General features: G+C 60.9%; 20 protein-coding genes. 9 read left to right on the forward strand and 11 right to left on the reverse strand.

Annotated features, from left to right (window positions below; genetic code table 11):
• Window positions 1–207: 207 nt before the first annotated feature.
• The 3 genes from ACHZCU_RS14100 to leuA all read left to right on the forward strand — a co-directional run bounded on the left by ACHZCU_RS14100 (window position 208) and on the right by leuA (window position 3,092).
• Window positions 208–789, forward strand: a complete 582-nt coding sequence (locus tag ACHZCU_RS14100) for an ATP-dependent Clp protease proteolytic subunit (RefSeq protein ID WP_106311249.1) — start codon at window positions 208–210, stop codon at window positions 787–789.
• A 278-nt stretch (window positions 790–1,067) separates the two neighbouring features.
• The gene (locus ACHZCU_RS14105; RefSeq protein WP_146132362.1) at window positions 1,068–1,250 is read left to right on the forward strand and encodes a hypothetical protein; all 183 of its coding nucleotides are present in this window, start codon (window positions 1,068–1,070) and stop codon (window positions 1,248–1,250) included.
• Window positions 1,251–1,385: 135 nt separating this feature from the next.
• Window positions 1,386–3,092 (forward strand): 2-isopropylmalate synthase, encoded by a 1,707-nt coding sequence (leuA, locus tag ACHZCU_RS14110; RefSeq protein ID WP_319519280.1) that lies wholly within the window; start codon window positions 1,386–1,388, stop codon window positions 3,090–3,092.
• A gap of 60 nt (window positions 3,093–3,152) precedes the next feature.
• On the opposite strand, the gene ACHZCU_RS14115 is transcribed toward leuA, so the two are convergent.
• Window positions 3,153–3,695 carry a hypothetical protein gene (locus ACHZCU_RS14115; protein ID WP_319519281.1) on the reverse strand — a complete coding sequence of 181 codons (543 nt, stop codon included), beginning with the start codon at window positions 3,693–3,695 and terminating at the stop codon, window positions 3,153–3,155.
• A 396-nt stretch (window positions 3,696–4,091) separates the two neighbouring features.
• Here ACHZCU_RS14115 and ACHZCU_RS14120 point away from each other — a divergent pair, with 396 nt between their 5' ends.
• Window positions 4,092–4,754 (forward strand): CerR family C-terminal domain-containing protein, encoded by a 663-nt coding sequence (locus tag ACHZCU_RS14120; protein ID WP_106311259.1) that lies wholly within the window; start codon window positions 4,092–4,094, stop codon window positions 4,752–4,754.
• Here the strand turns inward: ACHZCU_RS14120 and ACHZCU_RS14125 are convergent.
• Together ACHZCU_RS14125 and ACHZCU_RS14130 are read right to left on the reverse strand one after the other, a co-directional pair.
• The gene (locus ACHZCU_RS14125) at window positions 4,739–5,659 is read right to left on the reverse strand and encodes a metallophosphoesterase (RefSeq protein WP_106311426.1); all 921 of its coding nucleotides are present in this window, start codon (window positions 5,657–5,659) and stop codon (window positions 4,739–4,741) included. The two genes, ACHZCU_RS14120 and ACHZCU_RS14125, sit on opposite strands and share 16 nt — an antisense overlap.
• A 53-nt stretch (window positions 5,660–5,712) precedes the next feature.
• On the reverse strand, window positions 5,713–6,690 hold the full coding sequence (locus ACHZCU_RS14130; protein WP_319519282.1) for a glutathione S-transferase family protein: 978 nt from the start codon (window positions 6,688–6,690) through the stop codon (window positions 5,713–5,715).
• A 271-nt stretch (window positions 6,691–6,961) separates the two neighbouring features.
• On the opposite strand from ACHZCU_RS14130, the gene ACHZCU_RS14135 reads away from it, so the two are divergent.
• Window positions 6,962–7,459 carry an N-acetyltransferase gene (locus ACHZCU_RS14135; protein WP_319519283.1) on the forward strand — a complete coding sequence of 166 codons (498 nt, stop codon included), beginning with the start codon at window positions 6,962–6,964 and terminating at the stop codon, window positions 7,457–7,459.
• Window positions 7,460–7,511: 52 nt separating this feature from the next.
• Here ACHZCU_RS14135 and ACHZCU_RS14140 read toward each other — a convergent pair whose 3' ends face one another.
• Genes ACHZCU_RS14140 through ACHZCU_RS14155 form a run of 4 tightly spaced genes read right to left on the reverse strand, consistent with a single transcriptional unit; the run spans window position 7,512 to window position 14,314 of the window.
• Window positions 7,512–9,596: a hypothetical protein gene (locus tag ACHZCU_RS14140; protein ID WP_319519284.1), complete on the reverse strand. Its 2,085-nt coding sequence runs from the start codon at window positions 9,594–9,596 to the stop codon at window positions 7,512–7,514.
• Window positions 9,596–12,391 carry a DUF4159 domain-containing protein gene (locus ACHZCU_RS14145; RefSeq protein WP_319519285.1) on the reverse strand — a complete coding sequence of 932 codons (2,796 nt, stop codon included), beginning with the start codon at window positions 12,389–12,391 and terminating at the stop codon, window positions 9,596–9,598. The genes ACHZCU_RS14140 and ACHZCU_RS14145 overlap by 1 nt, the downstream gene beginning before the upstream one ends.
• Entirely contained in the window at window positions 12,391–13,299 is a 909-nt protein-coding gene (locus ACHZCU_RS14150) for a DUF58 domain-containing protein (protein WP_319519286.1), read from the reverse strand. Before ACHZCU_RS14150 ends, ACHZCU_RS14145 begins: the two co-directional genes overlap by 1 nt.
• A gap of 13 nt (window positions 13,300–13,312) precedes the next feature.
• A complete protein-coding gene (locus ACHZCU_RS14155) occupies window positions 13,313–14,314 on the reverse strand; it encodes a MoxR family ATPase (protein WP_106311277.1) in 1,002 nt (333 codons plus the stop codon).
• A gap of 157 nt (window positions 14,315–14,471) precedes the next feature.
• On the opposite strand from ACHZCU_RS14155, the gene ACHZCU_RS14160 reads away from it, so the two are divergent.
• The 3 genes from ACHZCU_RS14160 to ACHZCU_RS14170 are packed head-to-tail and all read left to right on the forward strand — an operon-like array spanning window position 14,472 to window position 16,983.
• The gene (locus ACHZCU_RS14160) at window positions 14,472–15,086 is read left to right on the forward strand and encodes a DUF1285 domain-containing protein (protein WP_319519287.1); all 615 of its coding nucleotides are present in this window, start codon (window positions 14,472–14,474) and stop codon (window positions 15,084–15,086) included.
• Entirely contained in the window at window positions 15,083–15,721 is a 639-nt protein-coding gene (locus ACHZCU_RS14165; protein WP_319519288.1) for a CoA pyrophosphatase, read from the forward strand. The genes ACHZCU_RS14160 and ACHZCU_RS14165 overlap by 4 nt, the downstream gene beginning before the upstream one ends.
• On the forward strand, window positions 15,718–16,983 hold the full coding sequence (locus ACHZCU_RS14170) for a CCA tRNA nucleotidyltransferase (RefSeq protein WP_319519289.1): 1,266 nt from the start codon (window positions 15,718–15,720) through the stop codon (window positions 16,981–16,983). Before ACHZCU_RS14165 ends, ACHZCU_RS14170 begins: the two co-directional genes overlap by 4 nt.
• A gap of 206 nt (window positions 16,984–17,189) precedes the next feature.
• Here ACHZCU_RS14170 and ACHZCU_RS14175 read toward each other — a convergent pair whose 3' ends face one another.
• From ACHZCU_RS14175 to hemF, 3 genes are all read right to left on the reverse strand, one after another.
• The gene (locus ACHZCU_RS14175; protein WP_106311429.1) at window positions 17,190–17,372 is read right to left on the reverse strand and encodes a DUF1059 domain-containing protein; all 183 of its coding nucleotides are present in this window, start codon (window positions 17,370–17,372) and stop codon (window positions 17,190–17,192) included.
• A gap of 187 nt (window positions 17,373–17,559) precedes the next feature.
• Window positions 17,560–17,730, reverse strand: coding sequence for a hypothetical protein (locus tag ACHZCU_RS14180; RefSeq protein WP_181190857.1), 171 nt, complete (start codon window positions 17,728–17,730; stop codon window positions 17,560–17,562).
• Window positions 17,731–17,851: 121 nt separating this feature from the next.
• On the reverse strand, window positions 17,852–18,763 hold the full coding sequence (gene hemF, locus ACHZCU_RS14185; protein WP_319519290.1) for an oxygen-dependent coproporphyrinogen oxidase: 912 nt from the start codon (window positions 18,761–18,763) through the stop codon (window positions 17,852–17,854).
• Between the two features lie 108 nt (window positions 18,764–18,871).
• On the opposite strand from hemF, the gene ACHZCU_RS14190 reads away from it, so the two are divergent.
• A complete protein-coding gene (locus ACHZCU_RS14190) occupies window positions 18,872–19,123 on the forward strand; it encodes a hypothetical protein (RefSeq protein ID WP_106311292.1) in 252 nt (83 codons plus the stop codon).
• Between the two features lie 6 nt (window positions 19,124–19,129).
• On the opposite strand, the gene ACHZCU_RS14195 is transcribed toward ACHZCU_RS14190, so the two are convergent.
• Window positions 19,130–19,600 (reverse strand): tRNA (cytidine(34)-2'-O)-methyltransferase, encoded by a 471-nt coding sequence (locus tag ACHZCU_RS14195; protein ID WP_319519291.1) that lies wholly within the window; start codon window positions 19,598–19,600, stop codon window positions 19,130–19,132.
• Window positions 19,601–19,633: the final 33 nt, after the last annotated feature.

The following is a 19,633-nucleotide window of genomic DNA, read 5'->3' on the forward strand; positions in this document are numbered from 1 at the left end:
TTCAGCGATTTCGGGCAAAACGGATCGGATGTGCCGGGCCGGGGTCCGGTAAGGATTGACTGTCAGGACGTGGGGCCCGTGCGTCGCTGTTTCAAGGCGCATACGGCGATTTGCTGCGTGTCGGCATTCGGAATGGCCGGAGACATTGTATTGACCGGATATTCGCATTAAGTCGGGTAACTGAAACCTGATTCCTGGAGATGCCGAATGAGCGACGAAGAAGACGACAAGAAGACCGAACTGCCCCTGGGCAAGGAAGCCGAAGCCAATTTGTTCAAGTCGCGGTCGATCTTCATCTACGGCCCGATCACGCAGGAACTCGCCCAGCGCGTCTGCTCGCAGCTGGTGGCGATGGCTGCCGTATCCGATGAGGATATCCGCGTATTCGTGAATTCGCCGGGTGGCCATGTGGAATCGGGTGACTCGATCCACGACATGATCAAGTTCATCAAGCCGAAGGTCATCATGATCGGTTCGGGCTGGGTCGCATCCGCCGGCGCGCTGATCTATGCAGCCTCGCCCAAGGAGCAGCGCATCTGCCTGCCCAATACCCGCTTCCTGCTGCACCAGCCCTCCGGCGGCACCCGTGGTCCGGCATCCGATATCGAAATTCAGGCCCGTGAAATCATCAAGATGAACGAGCGCCTGATCAAGATTTTCTCCGACGCCACCGGTCAGCCGGCAGAGAAGATCGCCAAGGATATCGACCGCGACTACTGGCTCTCCGCCGACGAGGCGATCGAATACGGCCTCGTATCGCGCATTATCACCAGCCAGGACGAAATCTGATCCTGTCTGCCGGCCGCAAGTGCTGAGCCGTAGAGGTTCATGTCACTGCGGCCTTTCCTCAGGTGTCATGCCCGGATTTGATCCGGGCATCCATCCCGCTCAAGCTCTTGAGCGCAATGACGCTTTCGCAGGCACATGTCCTGTTCCTCCAAGGCATGGGCCGAAGCTGCGGCGTAAGCTCTTCTACAGCATTGCCGGTGCCGTTCGTGTGGCATTCCAGAATGCGCCTGCAGCCTTGCCTTCATCGGTATCAAGCATATCTCTCGAAAAATCGGCTGATGACCGAACGCGATTTTGCGTTGCAATCGATCTGCGTTGCGGTTATGGAATTTGGCATGATTACTTTGGTTGCATATCGACAAGGCAATATTTCGGGTGGCATGCGTGCCGCTCCTGCTGTCATGCGCGCACCAAACTCGCTCCTTCTTCTCGGCCTTAACAGCGGTTGCCGGGTCCTTTGAGGAGCGCCCGGCGGCCGGAAAGCCGCTTGGCACCAAACGCTCCTTCATCCCCCCTGATTATGATGTTAACGAGAATGGCCCCAGCCGAAATGCGCCCCGTGAGGCGGCAGATGGCGGGCCGGATATGAGGACAAAATGGACGCGAGTCATTCCACCAAAGCCAAGGGCATGCCGTCGGCTGTCAGCAAATACCAGCCTTACCCGCAGATTGATCTGAGCGATCGCACCTGGCCCTCGCGCCGTATCGAGAAAGCGCCGATCTGGTGTTCTGTCGACCTGCGCGACGGCAATCAGGCGCTGGTCGATCCGATGGGGCACGACCGCAAGGCGCGGATGTTCCAGCTGCTGCTCGAAATGGGCTTCAAGGAAATCGAAATCGGTTTCCCGTCTGCCTCGCAGACCGATTTCGACTTTGCCCGCTGGTGTGTCGAAAACGATCAGGTTGGCGATGACGTTTCGTTGCAGGTTCTGGTGCAGTGCCGTCCCGAACTGATTACCCGCACTTTCGAGGCGCTGGAAGGCGCTCACCGGCCGATCGTGCATTTCTACAATTCCACCAGTGAATTGCAGCGTCGCGTCGTCTTTGCCAAGGACGTGGACGGCATTCGCCAAATCGCCGTCGATGCGGCGAAGATGATTACCGACATGGCGGCAAAGGCCGGCGGCGGCTATCGCTTCGAATATTCGCCGGAAAGCTTCACCGGCACGGAGCTGGATGTGGCGCTGGATGTCTGCAATGCGGTGATCGCCGAGGTCAAGCCGACGCCTGACAACAAGCTGATCATCAACCTGCCATCGACCGTCGAAATGTCGACGCCGAACATCTATGCCGACCAGATCGAGTGGATGTGCCGCAATCTCGACAATCGCGAAAACCTGATCATCTCGGTCCATCCGCACAATGACCGGGGCACGGGCATCGCATCGGCCGAAATGGGGCTGCTCGCCGGCGCCGACCGCGTCGAGGGAACGCTGTTCGGCAATGGCGAGCGCACCGGCAATGTCGATATCGTCACCCTGGCGCTCAACATGTTCACGCAAGGCGTCGATCCAGAGCTGGACTGCTCCGAGATCGAACAGATCAAGGAAGTCTACGAATATTCCAACCAGATGACGATCCCGGAGCGTCACCCTTATGTCGGCGAACTGGTCTATACGGCCTTTTCCGGCTCGCATCAGGACGCGATCAACAAGGGCATGAAAGCGATCCGGGTCGCCAACAAACCGGTGTGGGAAGTGCCGTACCTGCCGATCGACCCGCAGGATGTGGGCCGCAATTACGAGGCGATCATCCGCATCAATTCCCAGTCGGGCAAGGGCGGCATCGCCTATATCATGCAGAGCGACTACGGCATCAACATGCCGCGCGGTCTGCAGGTGGCCTTCCGCGAGCTGATCCAGAAGATCACCGACGAGGAAGGGCGCGAACTGCCCTCCAAGCGCATCTATGATGTGTTCATGGAGCATTATGTCGATCAGCCCGAAGGCCGGATCAAGTTCGTCGATCACCACACCTATCCGCAGGGCGCGGCCAAAGGCGTGCGCGTCGTGACGGCCGAAATTACCGATGGCGGTGAAAAGAAGCGGATCGATGCGGAGGGCAACGGCCCCGTCGACGGTTTCATCAATGCCCTGTCAGCCTATCTCGGGATCAATCTCTCGGTAGAAGATTATTCCGAGCATTCGCTCAATCACGGTTCGGATGCAAAGGCGATTGCCTATGTCGAGGTGAAGTATGACGGTGGCCGGATGTTCGGCGCCGGCGTCAACACCAACATCGTGGCGGCTTCGCTGGAGGCCATCGTGTCGGCGGTCAACCAGATTGTCGCCAAGCAGGCCTGAGTTCGCGATATGGCGGCGTCGGACAGTTTCGGCGCCGCCTTTTTATTTGCTCTTTGACTTTCAAAGCTTGAGATAGGCCGATCGGGCCAGCGCCGGCATGTCCGTGTCGGAGGAGGGGCCGATGACGGCGATCAGCGCGTTCTCATCCTGCCACCAGGCAACGGTGAGATTATCGCGGATGGTTTCCTGAACGTCCGTGATCTGATTGTCGAGCGAGGCCGCGCGCGCAAGGATGAACACCGAAAGCAGGTCTCCGGCGCTGTTGCGGTAGAAAAGCTCGACGCCCGGCGTGCGTTCGATGGCGACGATGCGGGCGCCTTCGAATATGCGTGCGCCTTCGTCGAAGGTCGGAACCTCGATATCGAGGCCGGTCGTTCTTTGCACGAGATCGGCAACGGCGGCCGTGTCGTCCGGTCCGATATCGGTGATCGGCTGATATTTCCTGCCGAAAATGCGGAAGCTGGCACAGACATCATCGATCCAGTCGGTCGACTGTTCCAGAGACAGATCGACGGTTTGCGGCACATCGGACGAGCCACGCGACAAAACCACGCCCACGGCCACACCGATGCCAAGCAGTGCCCCGCACACCAGTACCGGCATTAAGCGCCGTCTGCCCTTTTGGTCGCGCATATTGCCGGATTTGTTCGTTCTGACGGCGATGTCCATCGTTTCCTTAAAGGTAGAGAATGCGTCGGCCGGGCGCAGCATTGGGAGGTGAGCACGTAAAATTTCGACCGAAATATTGCCCCTTGTCGATACCGGAAACAAGGGGTTGCGTTCATTTTGTCGAACCAACGTAAGCGCGATCTAATCAAGGCCAGACTTAACTGCTCTTAATCAAGGGGTGCTGTGGAAAAAATACGGCAAAAATGTGGCTGTTATGGTATCTTTACTTGCGATATGGATCAATCGAGTGAACAATGACATTAAAGAGGATAACGACAACAACGAAAACCCGGGCGTAACATCGCTCAACCGAGAGCAAAACCAGAAGTCATGACCGAGAACCTGCAGGGAGCGGCAGCTACACGCCATGCTATCATAACGGCTGCCTTGCGGCTTTTTGCCGAATACGGCTACAACGCTGTTTCGACACGCAAGATTGCTGATTATTCCAACGCCAATATTGGCAGTATCGCTTATCACTTTGGTGGTAAGCCGGGATTGCTTATCGCCTGTGCGCATCATGCCGTACAGGCAATCGAGGAGACACTTGGAGCCGACGTTCTTCAGCCGATGGACGATGATGTAACACCGGAGGCCGCGCGCATGGAATTGGTGGGGATTGCGCGCCTTCTCGTGATGCCGATTACAAACAGAAGCGAGGCTGAGGATATTTCCGCATTTCTGATGCGCTATATCACGCAGCGCAGCGAGGCTTTCGATCTGCTCTATTCGCAGATCACCGGCCCGCTTCATCGTCATATGCGGCAATTGCTGGCACGGGCCTCGGGGCGCGATCCGGATGCCGAACAGACCAAAATCCTGACTTTCAGTATCATGGGCCAGTCGATGTATTTCCGCATCTGTCCCGAGGCCGTGAAGAACGGTCTGGGGTGGGACGGCTTCCAGGGCGGTGAATGTATGAAGATCGGGACAGCGCTATCGCTCAGCATTAACGGGCTGATAGACGCCTATGCCGATCACGTTCCGGCATAGGAATAGCGGAACTCGCTTTCCGGCTCGATCATGCCAGTGTCGACATTGAGCGCGTGGCGCTGGCAGTGCATTTCCCACTTGCCCGGCTTGCCTTCGACCGAGATCAGATTGAAGGCCGACGGCGGTTTCTTGCCGCCTGTTCCCTGACCCGCTGCGGCGATGCCGATAACCGGCGTCTTGCCATGCGGCGTTTCGATGAAATCCACGGTGTTGAGATGGGTGTGGCCGTGCAGCACCAGCTCGCATCCACCCGTCGATATGGCGCCGCGGAACCGTCTTATGCCGAGCAGCCGCTTGTGACGGGCGGCTGCGTCGCGCACCGGCGGATGGTGGATCATCACGATCCGGAACAGTCCGTCCTCGCCGGCCTGTCGCAACAGCTCGGCCGTGGCCCGTGCCTGCTTCTTGCCGAATGTGCCGATCGCCATGAAGGGCGGTGATGCAATTGCGGATGAGCAGCCAATCAGCGCCACAGGTCCGCGTTTGCGCATATAGGGGAAGGTGAGCGAATCGGACGTCTCGCTCAAGGGGCGGGCGTCATCGCCCTGCATGTAGTCGTGCCAGGCCTTTGAAACTTTTGCATAGGCGCCGCCGACATAGGCATCATGGTTGCCGGGCACCAGCGATACGTCTTTTGCCGGGCCGACGCTCTTCAGCCATTCGGCCGCGTTGTCGATTTCCTTGGTTGTCGCAAGGTTGACCAGATCTCCGGTGATCGCCAGATGATCCGGCGCCTCGTCGGCAATCGCCAGAAGCAGGTTTTCCAGCGTATTCTTGCCCAGATGCTTGCGGCGATTGCGGTGCCAGTTCAGGAAGCCGGTAATCCGCTTGGAGACCAGCTCGCGCGGCGACAGCTGCGGTAGCGGTCCGAGATGAATGTCTGAAATATGAGCAAGTGTGAACATGAAAAACTCATAGACGGCCGGGGCCCGCGCCGCAAGCGGGGCCCTGGCCATGCTTAACGCTTGTCGCGCCCGTGCGGGGCATCAAGGTCCATGATCGGCCCCTTGGGGACGATACCCGTTGGATTGATCATCGTGTGGGAGCTGTAATAATGGCGCTTGATGTGGTCGAAATTGACCGTCCCGGCGATCCCCGGCATCTGGTAGAGCTCGCGCAGATAGCCGTAAAGATTAGGATAGTCGGCAATCCGCTTCAGATTGCACTTGAAGTGGCCGACATAGACCGGATCGAAGCGCACCAGCGTGGTAAACAGCCGCCAGTCGGCTTCCGTCAGCGTATCGCCGACAAGGTAGCGGTTTTCGCCAAGGCGTTTTTCCAGCATGTCGAGCGTTTCGAACAGTTTCTCAACATGCTCCGAATACGCCTCCTGCGTGGTGGCAAAGCCGGATTTGTAGACGCCGTTATTGACCGTATCGTAAACAATGGCGTTGATCTCATCGATTTCGTTGCGCAGGTTTTCGGGGTAGAAATCGAGGCTGTTGCCGGTCAGGTGGTCGAACGCACTGTTGAACATCCGGATGATTTCGGCCGATTCGTTTGAAACGATCGTCTCGCGCTTCTTGTCCCAGACGACCGGAACGGTGACGCGGCCGGTATAGTTCGGATCGGCCTTGGTATAGACCTGCCAGAGATAGTCGGCGCCATTTATCGGGTCGTCGGTGCCGCCGTCGCGGTTCTTGAATTCCCAGCCGTTTTCCAGCATCAGCGGATCGACGATCGAAACGTCGATGAAGTCCTCCAGACCCTTCAGCTTGCGGAAGATCAGGGTGCGGTGCGCCCAGGGGCAGGCGAGCGCGACATAGAGGTGATAGCGACCCTTTTCGGCCTCGAAACCGCCGTCGCCCTGTGGGCCGGCGCTGCCATCGGCAGTGATCCAGTTTCTGAACTGCGAGCTTTCGCGCTTGAAATGGCCCTTGGATTTATCGGTGTCGTACCAGACGTCTTTCCAGACGCCGTCAACCAGCATACCCATTGGATGCTCCTTTCGTTCCTCTCTTCACCCATACATACGGTTCAGCGCCGGCTTTGCCAGTGTCGAAACGTTTGACAGTCTGTTGCGGGTCATCGGAAATTGCGCTTTTCTGCCCGTTTGGGTGGACGAGGCGCAGTTTTCCTGCTAGTGGCGATCTGCTCGAAAACTGGAACCTGTCATGCTGAACCTGCGACGACGCTGATTGAAGATTTGAAACCGGAGATTTTTTCCGGCGGCTTCCATTTGCGTATTCCAGACAGGTTCCAAAATCATGACAAGTGAACTGTGCTACCTCCCCGAAGAGGTCTCCCAAGACGAAATCATTGAAGAGATCAATGCCGAGGCTTTCGGGCCCGGACGTTTCGCACGCACGGCAAGCCGTATCCGCGAGCAGGGGCCTCATGACCCGGCCCTGTCCTTTGTCTGTCTGGACGATGGTGTGGTGATCGCCTCGGTGCGGCTGACACCGGTCTGGGCGGGAGAGGCCGCAGGCCACATGCTGGGTCCGCTTGCCGTCCGTCCCTCGCACAAGAACCGGGGGATCGGGCGTAAACTGGTGCGCATTTCCGTTGAAGCGGCTGCAAGGGCCGGTTCCGAAGTGGTGATCCTGATCGGCGATGCGCCCTATTACGGGCCGCTCGGCTTCAAGCCCATCGTACCGCCGACCCTGCTTCTGCCGGGACCGGTCGACCCGCGGCGCATCCTCGCCGATCCGCTGGTCGACGGCGTGGAGGCAAAGCTCGTCGGGATGATGCGCTTCAGGGCATAGAGCGCCGGCGAACCATTGGAAGCCGGTTTTTCCAACACCGGAGCACACAGGGTTAATCCCCCGAGGCCCCGCTTTTCCCTTCACGCCACCATGTCGCAGAGATCAGCGCCAGAAGGGCTGCCAGCCCCAGAAGGCCGTTGAACAGCGGCAGCGAGCGAATGCTTTCAAGCCTCGTATCCGAGGTGGCGACAATCGGCATGAAGCTGTCATTGCCGGGCCTGAGCGGGCCGGATGTCACCCGGACAGGCGGCATGCCGTCGGCAATCCGCTGCACCAGACCGAAACTTTCACCGGCAAGCGGCGCCAGGCTTTCGGTGGTCGAGATCATTGCCTTGAATTCCGGCGCATCGGGATCGCCGATATTGATCAGACGCTGCAGATCGCCGTTCTGGATGGAAAACAGCCCCATTTCACTGACCGGCGCCGTGCCCCGGAAAAGCCCCGGTTCCTGTTCTTCAAGCGTTACGGTCAGCGCCTGACCGGACGGCGTGCTGACGGTGGCTTCGCGCGGGGCATCGCCCATGGTCTGGCGGGTGATCTCCAGCGTCTCGCCATCGCTCGTCGCCGTCAGCGCCTCTTCCTCCAGCGCCGGCTCCTGCATCAGCCAGTGGGCAATCCGCCGGTAAAGCGGCACATAGGGGCCGCCGCCCTCAAAACCGCGCGCCCACAGCCAGCCCTGATCGGAGAGGAATTCGGCAATCCGGCCCTGTCCCTCGCGCGAAAGCACCAGAAGCGGCGCGCCGTCTGCCGTCAATACCGTTTCACCGCGCGCATTGCCGACGGGAATGGAGCGGAACCAGCGGCCCCAGGCCGGCGGGTCTTCGGCTCCGCCCGGCAGGTCACGGGTAACGGGATGCATTTCACCGGTGGAGGAGATTTCGGGATAAAACCCGCCCTCGGAAAGATCGCCCGTCGGAATGGCCGGCAATACGGCGGACAGCGGTGTTGTGGCGATTGATTCCGGGCCTGCGATTTCCGGCCCGGCTGCCACCAGCAGGGCGCCGCCATTCAGCACATACTGGGCGATGTTATCGTAATAGAGCAGCGGCAGAACACCGCGATTCTGGTAGCGGTCGAAGATGATCAGGTCGAAATCATCGATCTTGTCGATGAACAGCTCGCGTGTCGGAAAGGCGATCAGCGACAATTCGTTGATCGGCGTGCCGTCCTGCTTTTCCGGCGGGCGCAGGATCGTGAAATGCACAAGATCGACGGACGGATCGGATTTCAGCAGGTTGCGCCATGTCCGCTCACCTGAATGGGGCGAGCCGGAAACCAACAGCACGCGCAGGTTCTCGCGAATACCCTCGACGATCTGCACCGCGCGGTTGTTGACCCCCGTCAGTTCGCCGGCAACGGGATCGACGGAAAGCTCCAGAATGTTCTCGCCGCCGTTTTCGATATCGAAGACATAGCGCGTTGAAACATTCGGCGTGACCTGCATTTCGGCCACCACGGCGCCATTCAGGCGCGCGGTGACCATGGCCGGACCAGCGCCGCCTTCCGCCTCATCGACCGGGCCGTCATCGACCACGGTGAATTCCACCGGCAGGCTTTCGCCGACAAGGCCGAAGCGCGGCGCTTCGTTGATTTCGATACGCCGGTCATATTCCTGCGCGGTGCCTGTCACCAGGGCATTGACCGGAATATCGGCCGGCAACGCGGCTGCATTGTCGGGAATGTCATGGATCTGGCCATCGGTGATGAAGAAGGCAGCACCCATCCGGCTTGGCGGCACGTCGCGCACGGCATCTGCAAGGGCACGAAAGGCCAGCGTTTCGGCCCGGCCGTTCTCGTCTGCAGTTGTGACATCGACGATACGCGGCTCCAGCATCGGGTCTTCGGCAAGCCGGGCCTCAAGTGTTTCGAGCGCCGCTTCGGTCTGGCCGGTGCGGTCCTGCGTCAACTGGCTCTGGCTGCGGTCAACCACGATCGGCACGATGGTCGTCAGCGGCGAGCGTTCCTCGCGACTGATCGTCGGGTTGGCAATCGCCGCGACCAGCAGAAAGCCGGCGGCCGCGCGTAGCGTCGTGGCGCGCATGCGGGTGAGGTAGCCAAGCACCATCAAGGCGATGACGGCGGCAAGGGCGGCATAGATCGCAGTCAGCGGCAGAAGGGGGGCGAAGGTCAGGTTCATTATTGTCCCAGCCTTTCCAGGAGAGCGGGAACATGCACCTGATCGGCCTTGTAGTTGCCGGTCAGCATATACATCACGATATTGACGCCGCTGCGGTAGGCGAACTGGCGCTGGCGCGGGTTTTCCGGCACGGTCGGCAACATCGGCGTCATGTCGGGATTGGTGGCCCAAGCGCCGGCGAAATCATTGCCGGTGATGATGATCGGCGAAACGCCGTCGCCGCCGCTGGTCACCATATCGGATGTGGCGCCGGAACGCGCCTCGACCCACAGAGGCGAACCGTCATAGCGGCCGGGAAAATCGGAGAGCAGGTAAAAGGCCCGCGTCAGCACATGGCCTTCGGGCACCGGCTCAAGCGGCGGCACGTCGATATTGTCGAGGATCGCCCTCAGCCGTGCCGTATTGGCGCTAACGGCACTCTGGCCAAGCGGCGAATACTGGTCACGGGTATCGAACAACACCGTGCCGCCATTGCGCATATAGGCCTCGATCCCGGCAATCGCCTCCTGCGAGGGCATGGGCGCGGAGGCCGAGATCGGCCAGTAGATCAGCGGGAAGAACGCCAACTCATCGTCTGCGGGATCGATGCCGACGGGATCGCCCGGCTCCAGTGCCGTGCGGTAGGAAATGTAGTCGGACAGGCCCTTCAACCCGCGTTCCGAGATGCGGTCGACCTCTTCCTCGCCGGTGACGACATAGGCAAGATGGGTCTCATAAAGCAGGTCGGCGATTTCCGTGTCGCTCATCTGCGCATGGGCCTTGCCGGCAAGACCGGGTGCGAAGGGCAGGGCCGCGGCAAGACTTGCTGCGAGGATCAGCGGCAGGGCAGCACGGCGCGTCTTCAGGCTGGAGAATGCGCCGTTCATTGCCAGCATGATCACGCCGTCGGCGATCAGCAGGATCATGGCCGCCGCCAGCAGCCAGGGTTTGAGGCTGAAAGCGTGGGCATCGCCGATAGGCTGGAAACGGCTGCCTTCGCCAAGCGCGGCGGTATTCAGAGGCGATAGCGTATCCTGCGGGCCGAAGAGGTTGACGGCGGTAAAGCCGTCGGACGAACCGTAAAGCCCGGGCGGGTTTTCCGCTGTCGCGATTTGCGGACCACCGTCACCGGCAAGCGGATTGGCGCCGCTGACATTGGCCGAAAGCGTTCCGTTGGCGACCAGAAGGCGATAGGGGGGCAGCAGTTGCGCGGAGCCGCCATTGCCATCGGCGGCCACACTAGCCTGTGAAAGATTGACGATCCGGCGCAGCATTTCCACGAAATAGCCGGAGATCGGCAGGTTCGACCAGTTGGGATCGGCAGAGGTATGGAACAGCACCAGCCGCCCGTCGCCAAGTGTGTTTTCGGTCACCAGCGGCGTGCCGTCGGCAAGGCTTGCCCATGTGTGGTCCGCCAAAGTCGGCGCGGGCTCGGCCAGCACCTGCCGCGACACGGTGATGTCGTCCGGCACGGGCAGGCCGTAGAACGGGCTTTCGGCCGGGAAGGGCGCGAGGTTTTGCGGCTCGTTCCAGCTCATGGCTCCGCCAAAGGCGCGCGCGCCGGAGCGCAGGCGCACCGGCAGAAGCGTATCGTCGCCTTCCGAGGATGCCAGGCGCGGCCCGGCAAAACGGATCAGCGTGCCGCCGCCCCCCACCCATTGTTCGAGCAGGGCGTGGGTTTCCTCGCTCAGCGTTCCGACATCGCTCAGGATAATGACTGACGGTTTCTGTTCGACCAATGCATCGAGCTGTTCGGGCAGTGTGGCTGCGTCGCTTGAAATCAGGTCGGCATAGGGCGCCAGCGCCTGGCGTAGATAATAGGCAGCCGACAGGAGCGGCTGGGCTTCATTTGCCGGGCTTCCCGAAACAAGCGCCACGCGGCGGCGCTGGAAGCCGTCGTCAAGCAGGTGCACCGCGCCGGCATTGGCCGCGCCGTCAATGGCGACGCGGGCAAAGTCGTTGCGAACTTCGAAGGGGGCACGGATTTCCGTGGTGGCCGTTGTCGCGCCGGTTTCGAAAACAAGCGGACTTGCCGCAATCACGCGGCCCTGAAGGTCATAGGCATTGATCGTCAGTTGTTCTGCCGGTCCCGCTTCTGCGCGCACGGCCGTAATCCGGCTTGCGGTTGCGCCGTTGTCCACCGCGGTGATGGCGGCGGGGGCCGTGTGATCGGCGGTCATCACCAGCACATCACCGGCACCCGCGCCGTTCAGCATTTCAAGGGCGGCGGTATCGTCCGGTTCGCCAAGCCCGTCTGCCAGAAAGGCGATGGTGCCGGGGGCGGTGCCGTCGAGCGCGTCGACAAGTGCGGTTGCAGCCGGCAGGCGGTTAGGGCGGGCGGGCTGTGGTCCGGCTGCCGCGAGCCTCTGCCGGGCCTCGGTTGCCGAAACCGGGCGCGGATCGCCGGCCGTTTCCGCCGTAAACGCCAGAACCACGGGTTGATCGGCGCGGCCCGCCGCCTCGATCAGCGCATCGGCGGCATCGGTGATGGCTGCCCAGTCTTCCGCGCTCGCCCAGCCATTGTCGACCAAGAGGGCCAGCGGACCGCCCGAGGCAATCTCCGTCCGGTCCGGATTGATCACCGGATTGGCGATGGCGAGGATGACGAGCGTGGCAAGCGCCATGCGCAGCAATGTCAGCCACCAGGGGCTTCTGGCCGGCGTTTCGTCGCGCTTTGCCAGCCGCAGCAGGATGGCAAGCGGCGGGAACACCTCCCGGCGCGGGCGCGGCGGCGTCAGTTTCAGCAGCCACCAGATCGCCGGCAGAACCACGAGGGCGGCCAGCACGAACGGGCTCAGGAATTCGAAACCACCCATCAGCGCGGCCCTCCACTGATGCCGGAAAGCCGCATATGCATCGCCGTCAGCGCTTCCGATGCGGGCCGGTCGGTATGGTGGGTGAAGAAGGTCCAGCCGGAACGTCTGGCGGTGTCGGCAATCATGTCGCGCCGGGCCAGATATTGCTCCAGATAAGCGTTTTTCAGGCTTTCGGCACGGCCAAGCGTCAGTTCCTGTCCCGTTTCCGGATCGGCAAAGGCGGTGCGGCCGCTATAGGGGAAGCTTTCTTCCGCCGGGTCGGCGATCTCCGCCAGATGGGCTTTCAGCCCGCGCTCGGAAAGCGGTGCAATCCGGGAAAACAGGGCGTCCGGGGTGTCGAGAAAATCGCCGATGATGATCATTTCCGACGGGCCGCGCACCATCTGCGTGTCCGGCAGAACCGAAGGTATGTCGGGGGCGGCGGCCAGCAGATGGGCAAGCTTTTCCGCGCCGTTGCGGTTTGCCACCGGCTCCATCAGGCCCGGATAGCCGACGCGTTCGCCCGAGCGCAGCAGCGTTTCGGCAATGGCAAGCAGCAAAACCAGCGCGCGGTGCTCCTTGGAGACCGGGGCGAGTTCCGAGCGGAAATTCATCGACGGCGTCAGGTCGGCAAAAAGCCAGACGGTGTGGGCTGCCTCCCACTCCATGTCGCGCACATAGGCGTGGTCGTCGCGCGCCGAGCGCCGCCAGTCGACCTTCATCAGGGATTCCCCGGCGGCGTAGGGGCGGAACTGCCAGAAATTTTCGCCCGGTCCCCGGCGGCGGCGGCCATGCCAGCCGGCAATCACCGTATTGGCAATGCGGCGCGCCTCGATCAGGCAGTCCGGCAGCAGGGCCGCACGTCTCTTGCCTTCGATGAGGGCCGAATTGCGGGCGGTTGGCGGTGTCGTTTGTCCAATCGAAGCCAATGGCGGCTGCCTGTCAGTTGAGGTCGCGCGCAGCGATGGTGGCGATGACGTCGGTGACGGTAATGCCTTCGGCGCGGGCGGCGAATGTCAGCGCCATGCGATGCTGGAGAACCGGTGCGGCAAGGGCGCGCACATCGTCGACGGAAGGCGCCAGCCGGCCCTGATAAAGCGCACGGGCGCGCGCCGTCAGCATCAGCGCCTGTCCGGCGCGCGGGCCGGGGCCCCAGGCAACATTGCGGTCGGTCTCCTCGAAGCCTTCGCCCGGGCGCGCCGCGCGCACAAGCGCCAGGATTGCCTCCAGCACGCTCTCGCTCACCGGCATCTTGCGGATCAGCGATTGTATCTCCATCAACCGTTCCGACGTGACCACCGGGCTTGCCGTTTCTTCGGCAGCGCCGGTGGTTTCCAGCAGGATACGGCGTTCGGATGCGGCGTCGGGATAACCGACATTGACCTGCAGCAGAAAACGGTCGAGCTGGGCTTCGGGCAGAGGATAGGTGCCTTCCTGCTCCAGCGGGTTCTGCGTGGCGAGCACGTGAAACGGCCGCGGCAGGTCGTAATGCTCACCGGCGATGGTGACCGAATATTCCTGCATCGACTGCAGCAGCGCCGACTGCGTTCGCGGCGATGCGCGGTTGATCTCGTCGGCCATCAGCAATTGCGCGAAGACCGGTCCCTTGATGAAGCGGAAGGACCGGCGTCCGGTCTCGCTTTCCTCAAGCACTTCGGAACCCAGAATGTCCGACGGCATCAGGTCAGGAGTAAACTGGATGCGGTTGCCGGCAAGGCCGAGCACCGTGCCGAGCGTGGTGACCAGCTTGGTCTTGGCAAGACCCGGCACGCCGACCAGCAATGCGTGGCCGCCGGAGAGAACCGCCAGCAGCACGCTTTCCACAACATTTTCCTGTCCGTAGATGACCTTGGAGACCTCTTCCTTCACTTTCTGAATGTCTTCAAGCGCCTTTTCTGCCTCTGCCACGATCTCCTGAGCAGCATTCGTGTCAGTCGCATCCATACACACGTCTCCACGGCCTTGAGCCTGTTCGGGTTTTGCCAGCATATCGCTGGTTTTGTCTTTCAAAAAGGATAATCACCTGTCGGCGGCTGACAAGCCGGTTTGGAATGACTATTTCGAGAGCAGACAATATTCCACCCGAAACTGGGACGGAAAGATGACGGACCGGACGACATCACTGATAAATGACGCTCAGGGGCTGGCGTCGGCGATTGCGCGCCAGCTTGAGGACGGGGGCAAGCGCGCGCCCGCACCCGTTGAAAAATGGAACCCGGCCTTCTGCGGCGAACTCGATATGGAGATCCGCCGCGACGGCACCTGGTTCTATAACGGCACGCCGATCGGCCGCGCTGCTCTTGTGCATCTGTTTTCAACGGTGCTGCGCAAAGATGAAGACGGCGAGACCTATCTGGTAACCCCTGTCGAAAAAATCCGTATCCGTGTCGAGGATGCCCCCTTTGTCGCCGTGGCCATGGAGGCTGCGGGAAAGGGCGCGCAGCAGGTTCTTTCGGTGCGCACCAATCTGGGCGATGTGGTGGAAATCGGCGAGAACCACCCGTTACGGTTTGAAATTTCAGGGGAAAACGCCGAACTCAAACCCTATGTGCTGATCCGGGGACGCCTTGAAGCGCTGTTTTCGCGGGCGCTGACCTATGATCTGGTCGCGCTCGGCGAGGAAGCCGAAATCGACGGCACGGCAATGTTTGCGATACGCTCCGGCGGATTGCTGTTTCCGGTCATGGAGATGGCGATGCTGGAGAAGAACCTGTGAACGCTGCCCGCACGCCCTATGCCGCCGCGAGCTTTCGGCAGCGTGCGCTCAGTCAGCGCGGGCGGCCGGTGGAACAGGCCTGGCGGGATCATGGCGATCACAAGCTCAATCCGGACTTGTTTGCCTATATCGAGGACCTCGATATGCGCGCAGCCGCGGTCTTGATCCCGGTGGTCGATTATGGGGACGAGGCGCGGGTGATCTTCACCCAGCGCACGACCAAGCTTCGCAAGCATTCCGGCCAGATTGCCTTTCCCGGTGGTTCGATTGACCCGGGGGACCGGTCGCCGGAAGATGCGGCCCTGCGTGAATGCGAGGAAGAGATCGGTCTCGACCGCCGCTTCGTGCAGCCTGTCGCTCGGCTGCCGGTCTATCTTGCGGGCACCGGTTTCAGGATCACGCCGGTTCTTTCTGTCGTGCGGCCGGGATTTTCGCTGAAGGCGAACCCCGACGAGGTGGACCGTATTTTCGAGGTGCCGCTGGGCTTCATCATGAACCCGGCCAACCACGGGCACGGAAGCGGTGTTCTTGGTGGCCAGACCCGGCATTATTACGAAATCAATTACGGCGAATACCGGATCTGGGGCATCACCGCCAGCATCGTCAGAACAATATATGAAAGGCTTTATGCGTGAAAACGGTCAGTGACGCTCCATGGTTCAGGGAAAGCCGGCTGCAGAAACTTCTCGACGTGCTGAACGGCGATGGCGGTGAAACCCGCGTCGTCGGCGGGGCCGTGCGCAATGCGCTGATGGGTATGCCGGTCGGCGATATCGATGTGGCGACCACGCTCGTGCCGGATGAGGTCATCGCGCGGGCGAAAGACGCCGGGATGAAGCCGGTGCCGACCGGGATCGAACACGGCACGGTAACGGTGGTGTGCGAGGGCAAGTCTTTCGAGGTCACCACGCTGCGCGCCGATGTTGAAACCTTCGGTCGTCATGCGACGGTGCGGTTCGGCACGGACTGGGCCGAGGATGCCGAGCGGCGCGACCTGACGATCAACGCGCTTTACGCAGACCGTGACGGCACGGTGATCGATCTGGTCGGTGGTCTTGCCGATATCGAAACCGGCACGGTGCGTTTCATCGGCGAGGCGGAAACCCGGATCGCCGAGGACTTCCTTCGGATATTGCGGTTCTTCCGGTTCTTTGCCTGGTATGGCGGCGGCAGGCCCGATGCGGAGGGGCTGAGGGCGAGCGTGCGCCAGCGCGACGGCCTGAAGACGCTGTCAGCCGAACGGGTCTGGGCGGAAATGAAGAAGCTGCTTGCCGCGACCGATCCATCGCGCGCGCTGCTGTGGATGCGCCAGACCGGTGTTTTGACCGTGGTTCTGCCGGAAACGGAAAAATGGGGGATCGATGCGGTTCCGGGGCTGATCGATGCCGAACGCCATTTCGGCTGGGCGCCCGATCCGCTGCTGCGGCTTGCCGCCATGGTGCCGCCCTATGATGTGCGGCTGAAGGACATGGCGGAACGGCTGAAGTTTTCGAATGCCGAACGCGACCGGATGCTGGCCTTTGCTTCTGCGCCTTCCGTGGAACCCGAAACGTCCAGCGCACGCTTGCGGAAACTGCTCTATGATCACGGGCAACCGGGGATGCTGATACAGCTTAGGCTGGCGCTTGCCTCGGCACGGGCAAAGGCCGCAGACGGCGATCACGATGCGATGGCAAAAGCTGCGGGGCTATCCCGTCTCGCAGAAGAAGCCGCGCATTGGGAAAAGCCGCAATTGCCGATTTCGGGCGGGGATATCGTCAAGGCCGGTGTGCCGGCAGGCCCGGAAGTCGGAAAAATCCTGGCGAGCCTGGAAAGGCAGTGGATGGAAAGCGATTTCAAGCTTGACCGGGCAGCACTGGCCGCCCGGCTGGATACGCTGAAATCGGACAGGACATAAGGCCTCAGGCCGAGTTTGTTGGCAAACCCTGCAAGCGATCACAGCGTCGCCCACCGTCATTCCGGCCTTGAGCCGGAATGCAGCAAGGACCAAGTTCTTGCGCGCAAAGACTCTTTCTGGAAGCGCACAGCAAACGGCCCTGGATACCGGCTCAAGGCCGGTATGACGAAAGAATGCGGGACGAGCCTTTCAGTAGCCGTGAGGCCTCAGGCCTTTTCTTCGTCCTTGATCCGTTCCTTGATGTTTTCGACCATGTTTTCGCGAATAATACCTTCGCCATGGCTGGTGCGCAGATGCTCAACGGAGCGGCGGATAACTTCAGCTTCGTCTTCTGCGCTTGTGTGCCAGGTGCAACCGGGCACAAGCGTTCCGCAATCAAAACGTTTCATGGTTTCCTCCTTTGTTTTCCGTCTTCGGATGAAACGCCGGTGGAGATCAATTGTTCGCCAGAAACCGGCGTCGGGAGACATTTTTCCGTGGTTGCCGTCGTTCCTGCGGCGGCAAGTGCGTGCCACAAAGCTGCGATCAGCGCCCTTTCAATGGATCAGAGCGCTGATCCGTTCGCGGCATCGGGCCTCAGTGTTGGGCCCAGGTCTCGAACACCGCAGACGATTCGCACGGCCGGCCATGCCGGTATGCCATTTCGGCGGCGTATTTGCTGTCATCGGTGCCCGCTACCTTTTCGGGTCTGGGCTTGTAATTTTCCGGTGATGCCTTGCGTTCTTTATTTCTGACTTCATCTGCCATTGTCCTGCTCCTCTCGGACAAGTTGCACACCAGGCCTCCTAAGTGACTTGGATATTAAACACCCTACTTGCAAGGTGAACAAGGCGATTCCGGGATGAAAAATTAACTATAACGATTTAGATTAAGGCCATCTTGTGACAGGCGGCAGCGAGGACAGGATCGCCTCGATATTGCCGCCGGTTTTCAGCCCGAAAATGGTGCCGCGGTCATAGAGAAGATTGAACTCGACATAACGTCCGCGGCGGATCAGCTGCTCGTCGCGATCGGCCGATGACCATTCATGATTGAAGTTGGAGCGCACCAGCCGCGGGTAGATGAGATTGAAAGCGCGGCCGACATCCTGCACAAACGCAAAATCGGCGTCGATACCGCCCTTTTCCTCCGGCGAATGCTGCCAGTCGAAGAAAATGCCGCCAACGCCGCGCGGTTCCTTGCGGTGCGGCAGATAGAAATAGTCGTCGCACCATTTCTTCATTTTCTGGTAGTCGACCACATTCTGGTGCCGGTTGCAGGCAATCTCCATGGCGCGGTGAAACAGGATGGTGTCCGGGTCTTCCTGCCGCCGACGGCGGCCAAGCACGGGGGTGAGGTCGGCGCCGCCGCCGAACCACCAGCTGCCGGTCACGATCATCCGCGTGTTCATGTGCACGGCCGGCACGTTCGGATTGACGGGGTGGGCAATCAGCGAGATGCCGCTTGCCCAGTAGCGTCCGTTTTCTTCCGCGCCCGGCATGTTTTTCGCCATGTCCTCGCTGAATTCACCCTCGACGGTGGAGGTATGGACGCCGACCTTTTCGAAGACGCGGCCGTGCATCACCGACATCCGGCCGCCGCCTTCGCCGTTCTCCCGGGTCCAGTCCTTCGGCTCGAAACGGCCCGGCTCAAGATCGCTCAAGGGGCCGGTCAGTTCCTTTTCCAGGGTTTCGAAACCAGAGCAGATCGTGTCGCGCAGGCTTTCGAACCAGGCACGGGCCGTGCTCTTTCTGGTCTCGATATCATCCGGCAGACCAACAGGTAGATTCGGCCGTTCCATGTAATGCGCTCCGCTTGAAATGCATGTGCCCGTTTGGCCGGGCTTTTGATTTGACTCGCAAATATGATGCGAAAACCTTATCTTCTTTATGAGGTTAAGGATAGCGGGATGACCAACCTTCCAAAGCCGCCGTCCATGGACGGCCTGAAGAAGCGAATCAGGCAACACCGTCAGCAGCAAAGCGATGGCGGTTTCGTGCGTGAGCACTATTGTCTCACGCGCGAGGAGGCCCGTGCCAAGGCGCGGGAGTGGTTCGAGAGTTATCCCAAGGCCGCCTACTGGACCGAGGTCGAGAGCTGGCGGGTGCTCAGCGGCGATCGGATCGAGTTCACCATGCGCAGACTGTCTTCGGCAGACTGAGTTTGTTCAGGCCAGCCCGTCAAAACCGCCGGTTTGCCGCAATGCTTCCCCCGCCATCATGCCAACGGAAACGGCGAGATTGATCGAGCGCTGGTCCGCGACCATGGGAATGCGCACGCGGTGGTCGACGCTGTCATGAACGCTGTCCGGCACACCCGCGCTTTCGCGACCGAACAGCAGGATATCGTCGCCTTCGAAGGCAAATTCGGTATAGGGGTGGCTGGCCTTTGTGGAGGCGAGCACGATGCGCTTGCCGCTCTCCCGTCGCCACGCCTCGAATGCGGCCCAGTCGACATGCCGGGTCATCACCGCCTTGGCGATATAATCCATGCCGGCGCGCTTGAGGTTCTTGTCGGACAGAGCAAAGCCAGCCGGTTCGATGATGTCGACGGCCAGCCCGAGGCAGGCCGCAAGTCTCAGGATCGTGCCGGTATTGCCGGCAATATCCGGCTGATAAAGTGCGATACGCAGGGTCATTGCGGCAGTCCGTGCAGCCTTCATTCGGTTTTC

The organism is uncultured Martelella sp., from assembly GCF_963677965.2.
Classification (GTDB): Bacteria; Pseudomonadota; Alphaproteobacteria; order Rhizobiales; family Rhizobiaceae; genus Martelella; species Martelella mangrovi.

Coding starts and splice junctions, on each gene's coding strand:
- ACHZCU_RS14100 (WP_106311249.1), top strand. CDS start 208: ATGAGCGACGAAGAAGACGACAAGAAGACCGAACTGCCCCTGGGCAAG.
- ACHZCU_RS14105 (WP_146132362.1), top strand. CDS start 1,068: ATGACCGAACGCGATTTTGCGTTGCAATCGATCTGCGTTGCGGTTATG.
- leuA (WP_319519280.1), top strand. CDS start 1,386: ATGGACGCGAGTCATTCCACCAAAGCCAAGGGCATGCCGTCGGCTGTC.
- ACHZCU_RS14115 (WP_319519281.1), bottom strand. CDS start 3,695: ATGCCGGTACTGGTGTGCGGGGCACTGCTTGGCATCGGTGTGGCCGTG.
- ACHZCU_RS14120 (WP_106311259.1), top strand. CDS start 4,092: ATGACCGAGAACCTGCAGGGAGCGGCAGCTACACGCCATGCTATCATA.
- ACHZCU_RS14125 (WP_106311426.1), bottom strand. CDS start 5,659: ATGTTCACACTTGCTCATATTTCAGACATTCATCTCGGACCGCTACCG.
- ACHZCU_RS14130 (WP_319519282.1), bottom strand. CDS start 6,690: ATGGGTATGCTGGTTGACGGCGTCTGGAAAGACGTCTGGTACGACACC.
- ACHZCU_RS14135 (WP_319519283.1), top strand. CDS start 6,962: ATGACAAGTGAACTGTGCTACCTCCCCGAAGAGGTCTCCCAAGACGAA.
- ACHZCU_RS14140 (WP_319519284.1), bottom strand. CDS start 9,596: ATGAACCTGACCTTCGCCCCCCTTCTGCCGCTGACTGCGATCTATGCC.
- ACHZCU_RS14145 (WP_319519285.1), bottom strand. CDS start 12,391: ATGGGTGGTTTCGAATTCCTGAGCCCGTTCGTGCTGGCCGCCCTCGTG.
- ACHZCU_RS14155 (WP_106311277.1), bottom strand. CDS start 14,314: ATGGATGCGACTGACACGAATGCTGCTCAGGAGATCGTGGCAGAGGCA.
- ACHZCU_RS14160 (WP_319519287.1), top strand. CDS start 14,472: ATGACGGACCGGACGACATCACTGATAAATGACGCTCAGGGGCTGGCG.
- ACHZCU_RS14175 (WP_106311429.1), bottom strand. CDS start 17,372: ATGAAACGTTTTGATTGCGGAACGCTTGTGCCCGGTTGCACCTGGCAC.
- ACHZCU_RS14180 (WP_181190857.1), bottom strand. CDS start 17,730: ATGGCAGATGAAGTCAGAAATAAAGAACGCAAGGCATCACCGGAAAAT.
- hemF (WP_319519290.1), bottom strand. CDS start 18,763: ATGGAACGGCCGAATCTACCTGTTGGTCTGCCGGATGATATCGAGACC.
- ACHZCU_RS14190 (WP_106311292.1), top strand. CDS start 18,872: ATGACCAACCTTCCAAAGCCGCCGTCCATGGACGGCCTGAAGAAGCGA.
- ACHZCU_RS14195 (WP_319519291.1), bottom strand. CDS start 19,600: ATGACCCTGCGTATCGCACTTTATCAGCCGGATATTGCCGGCAATACC.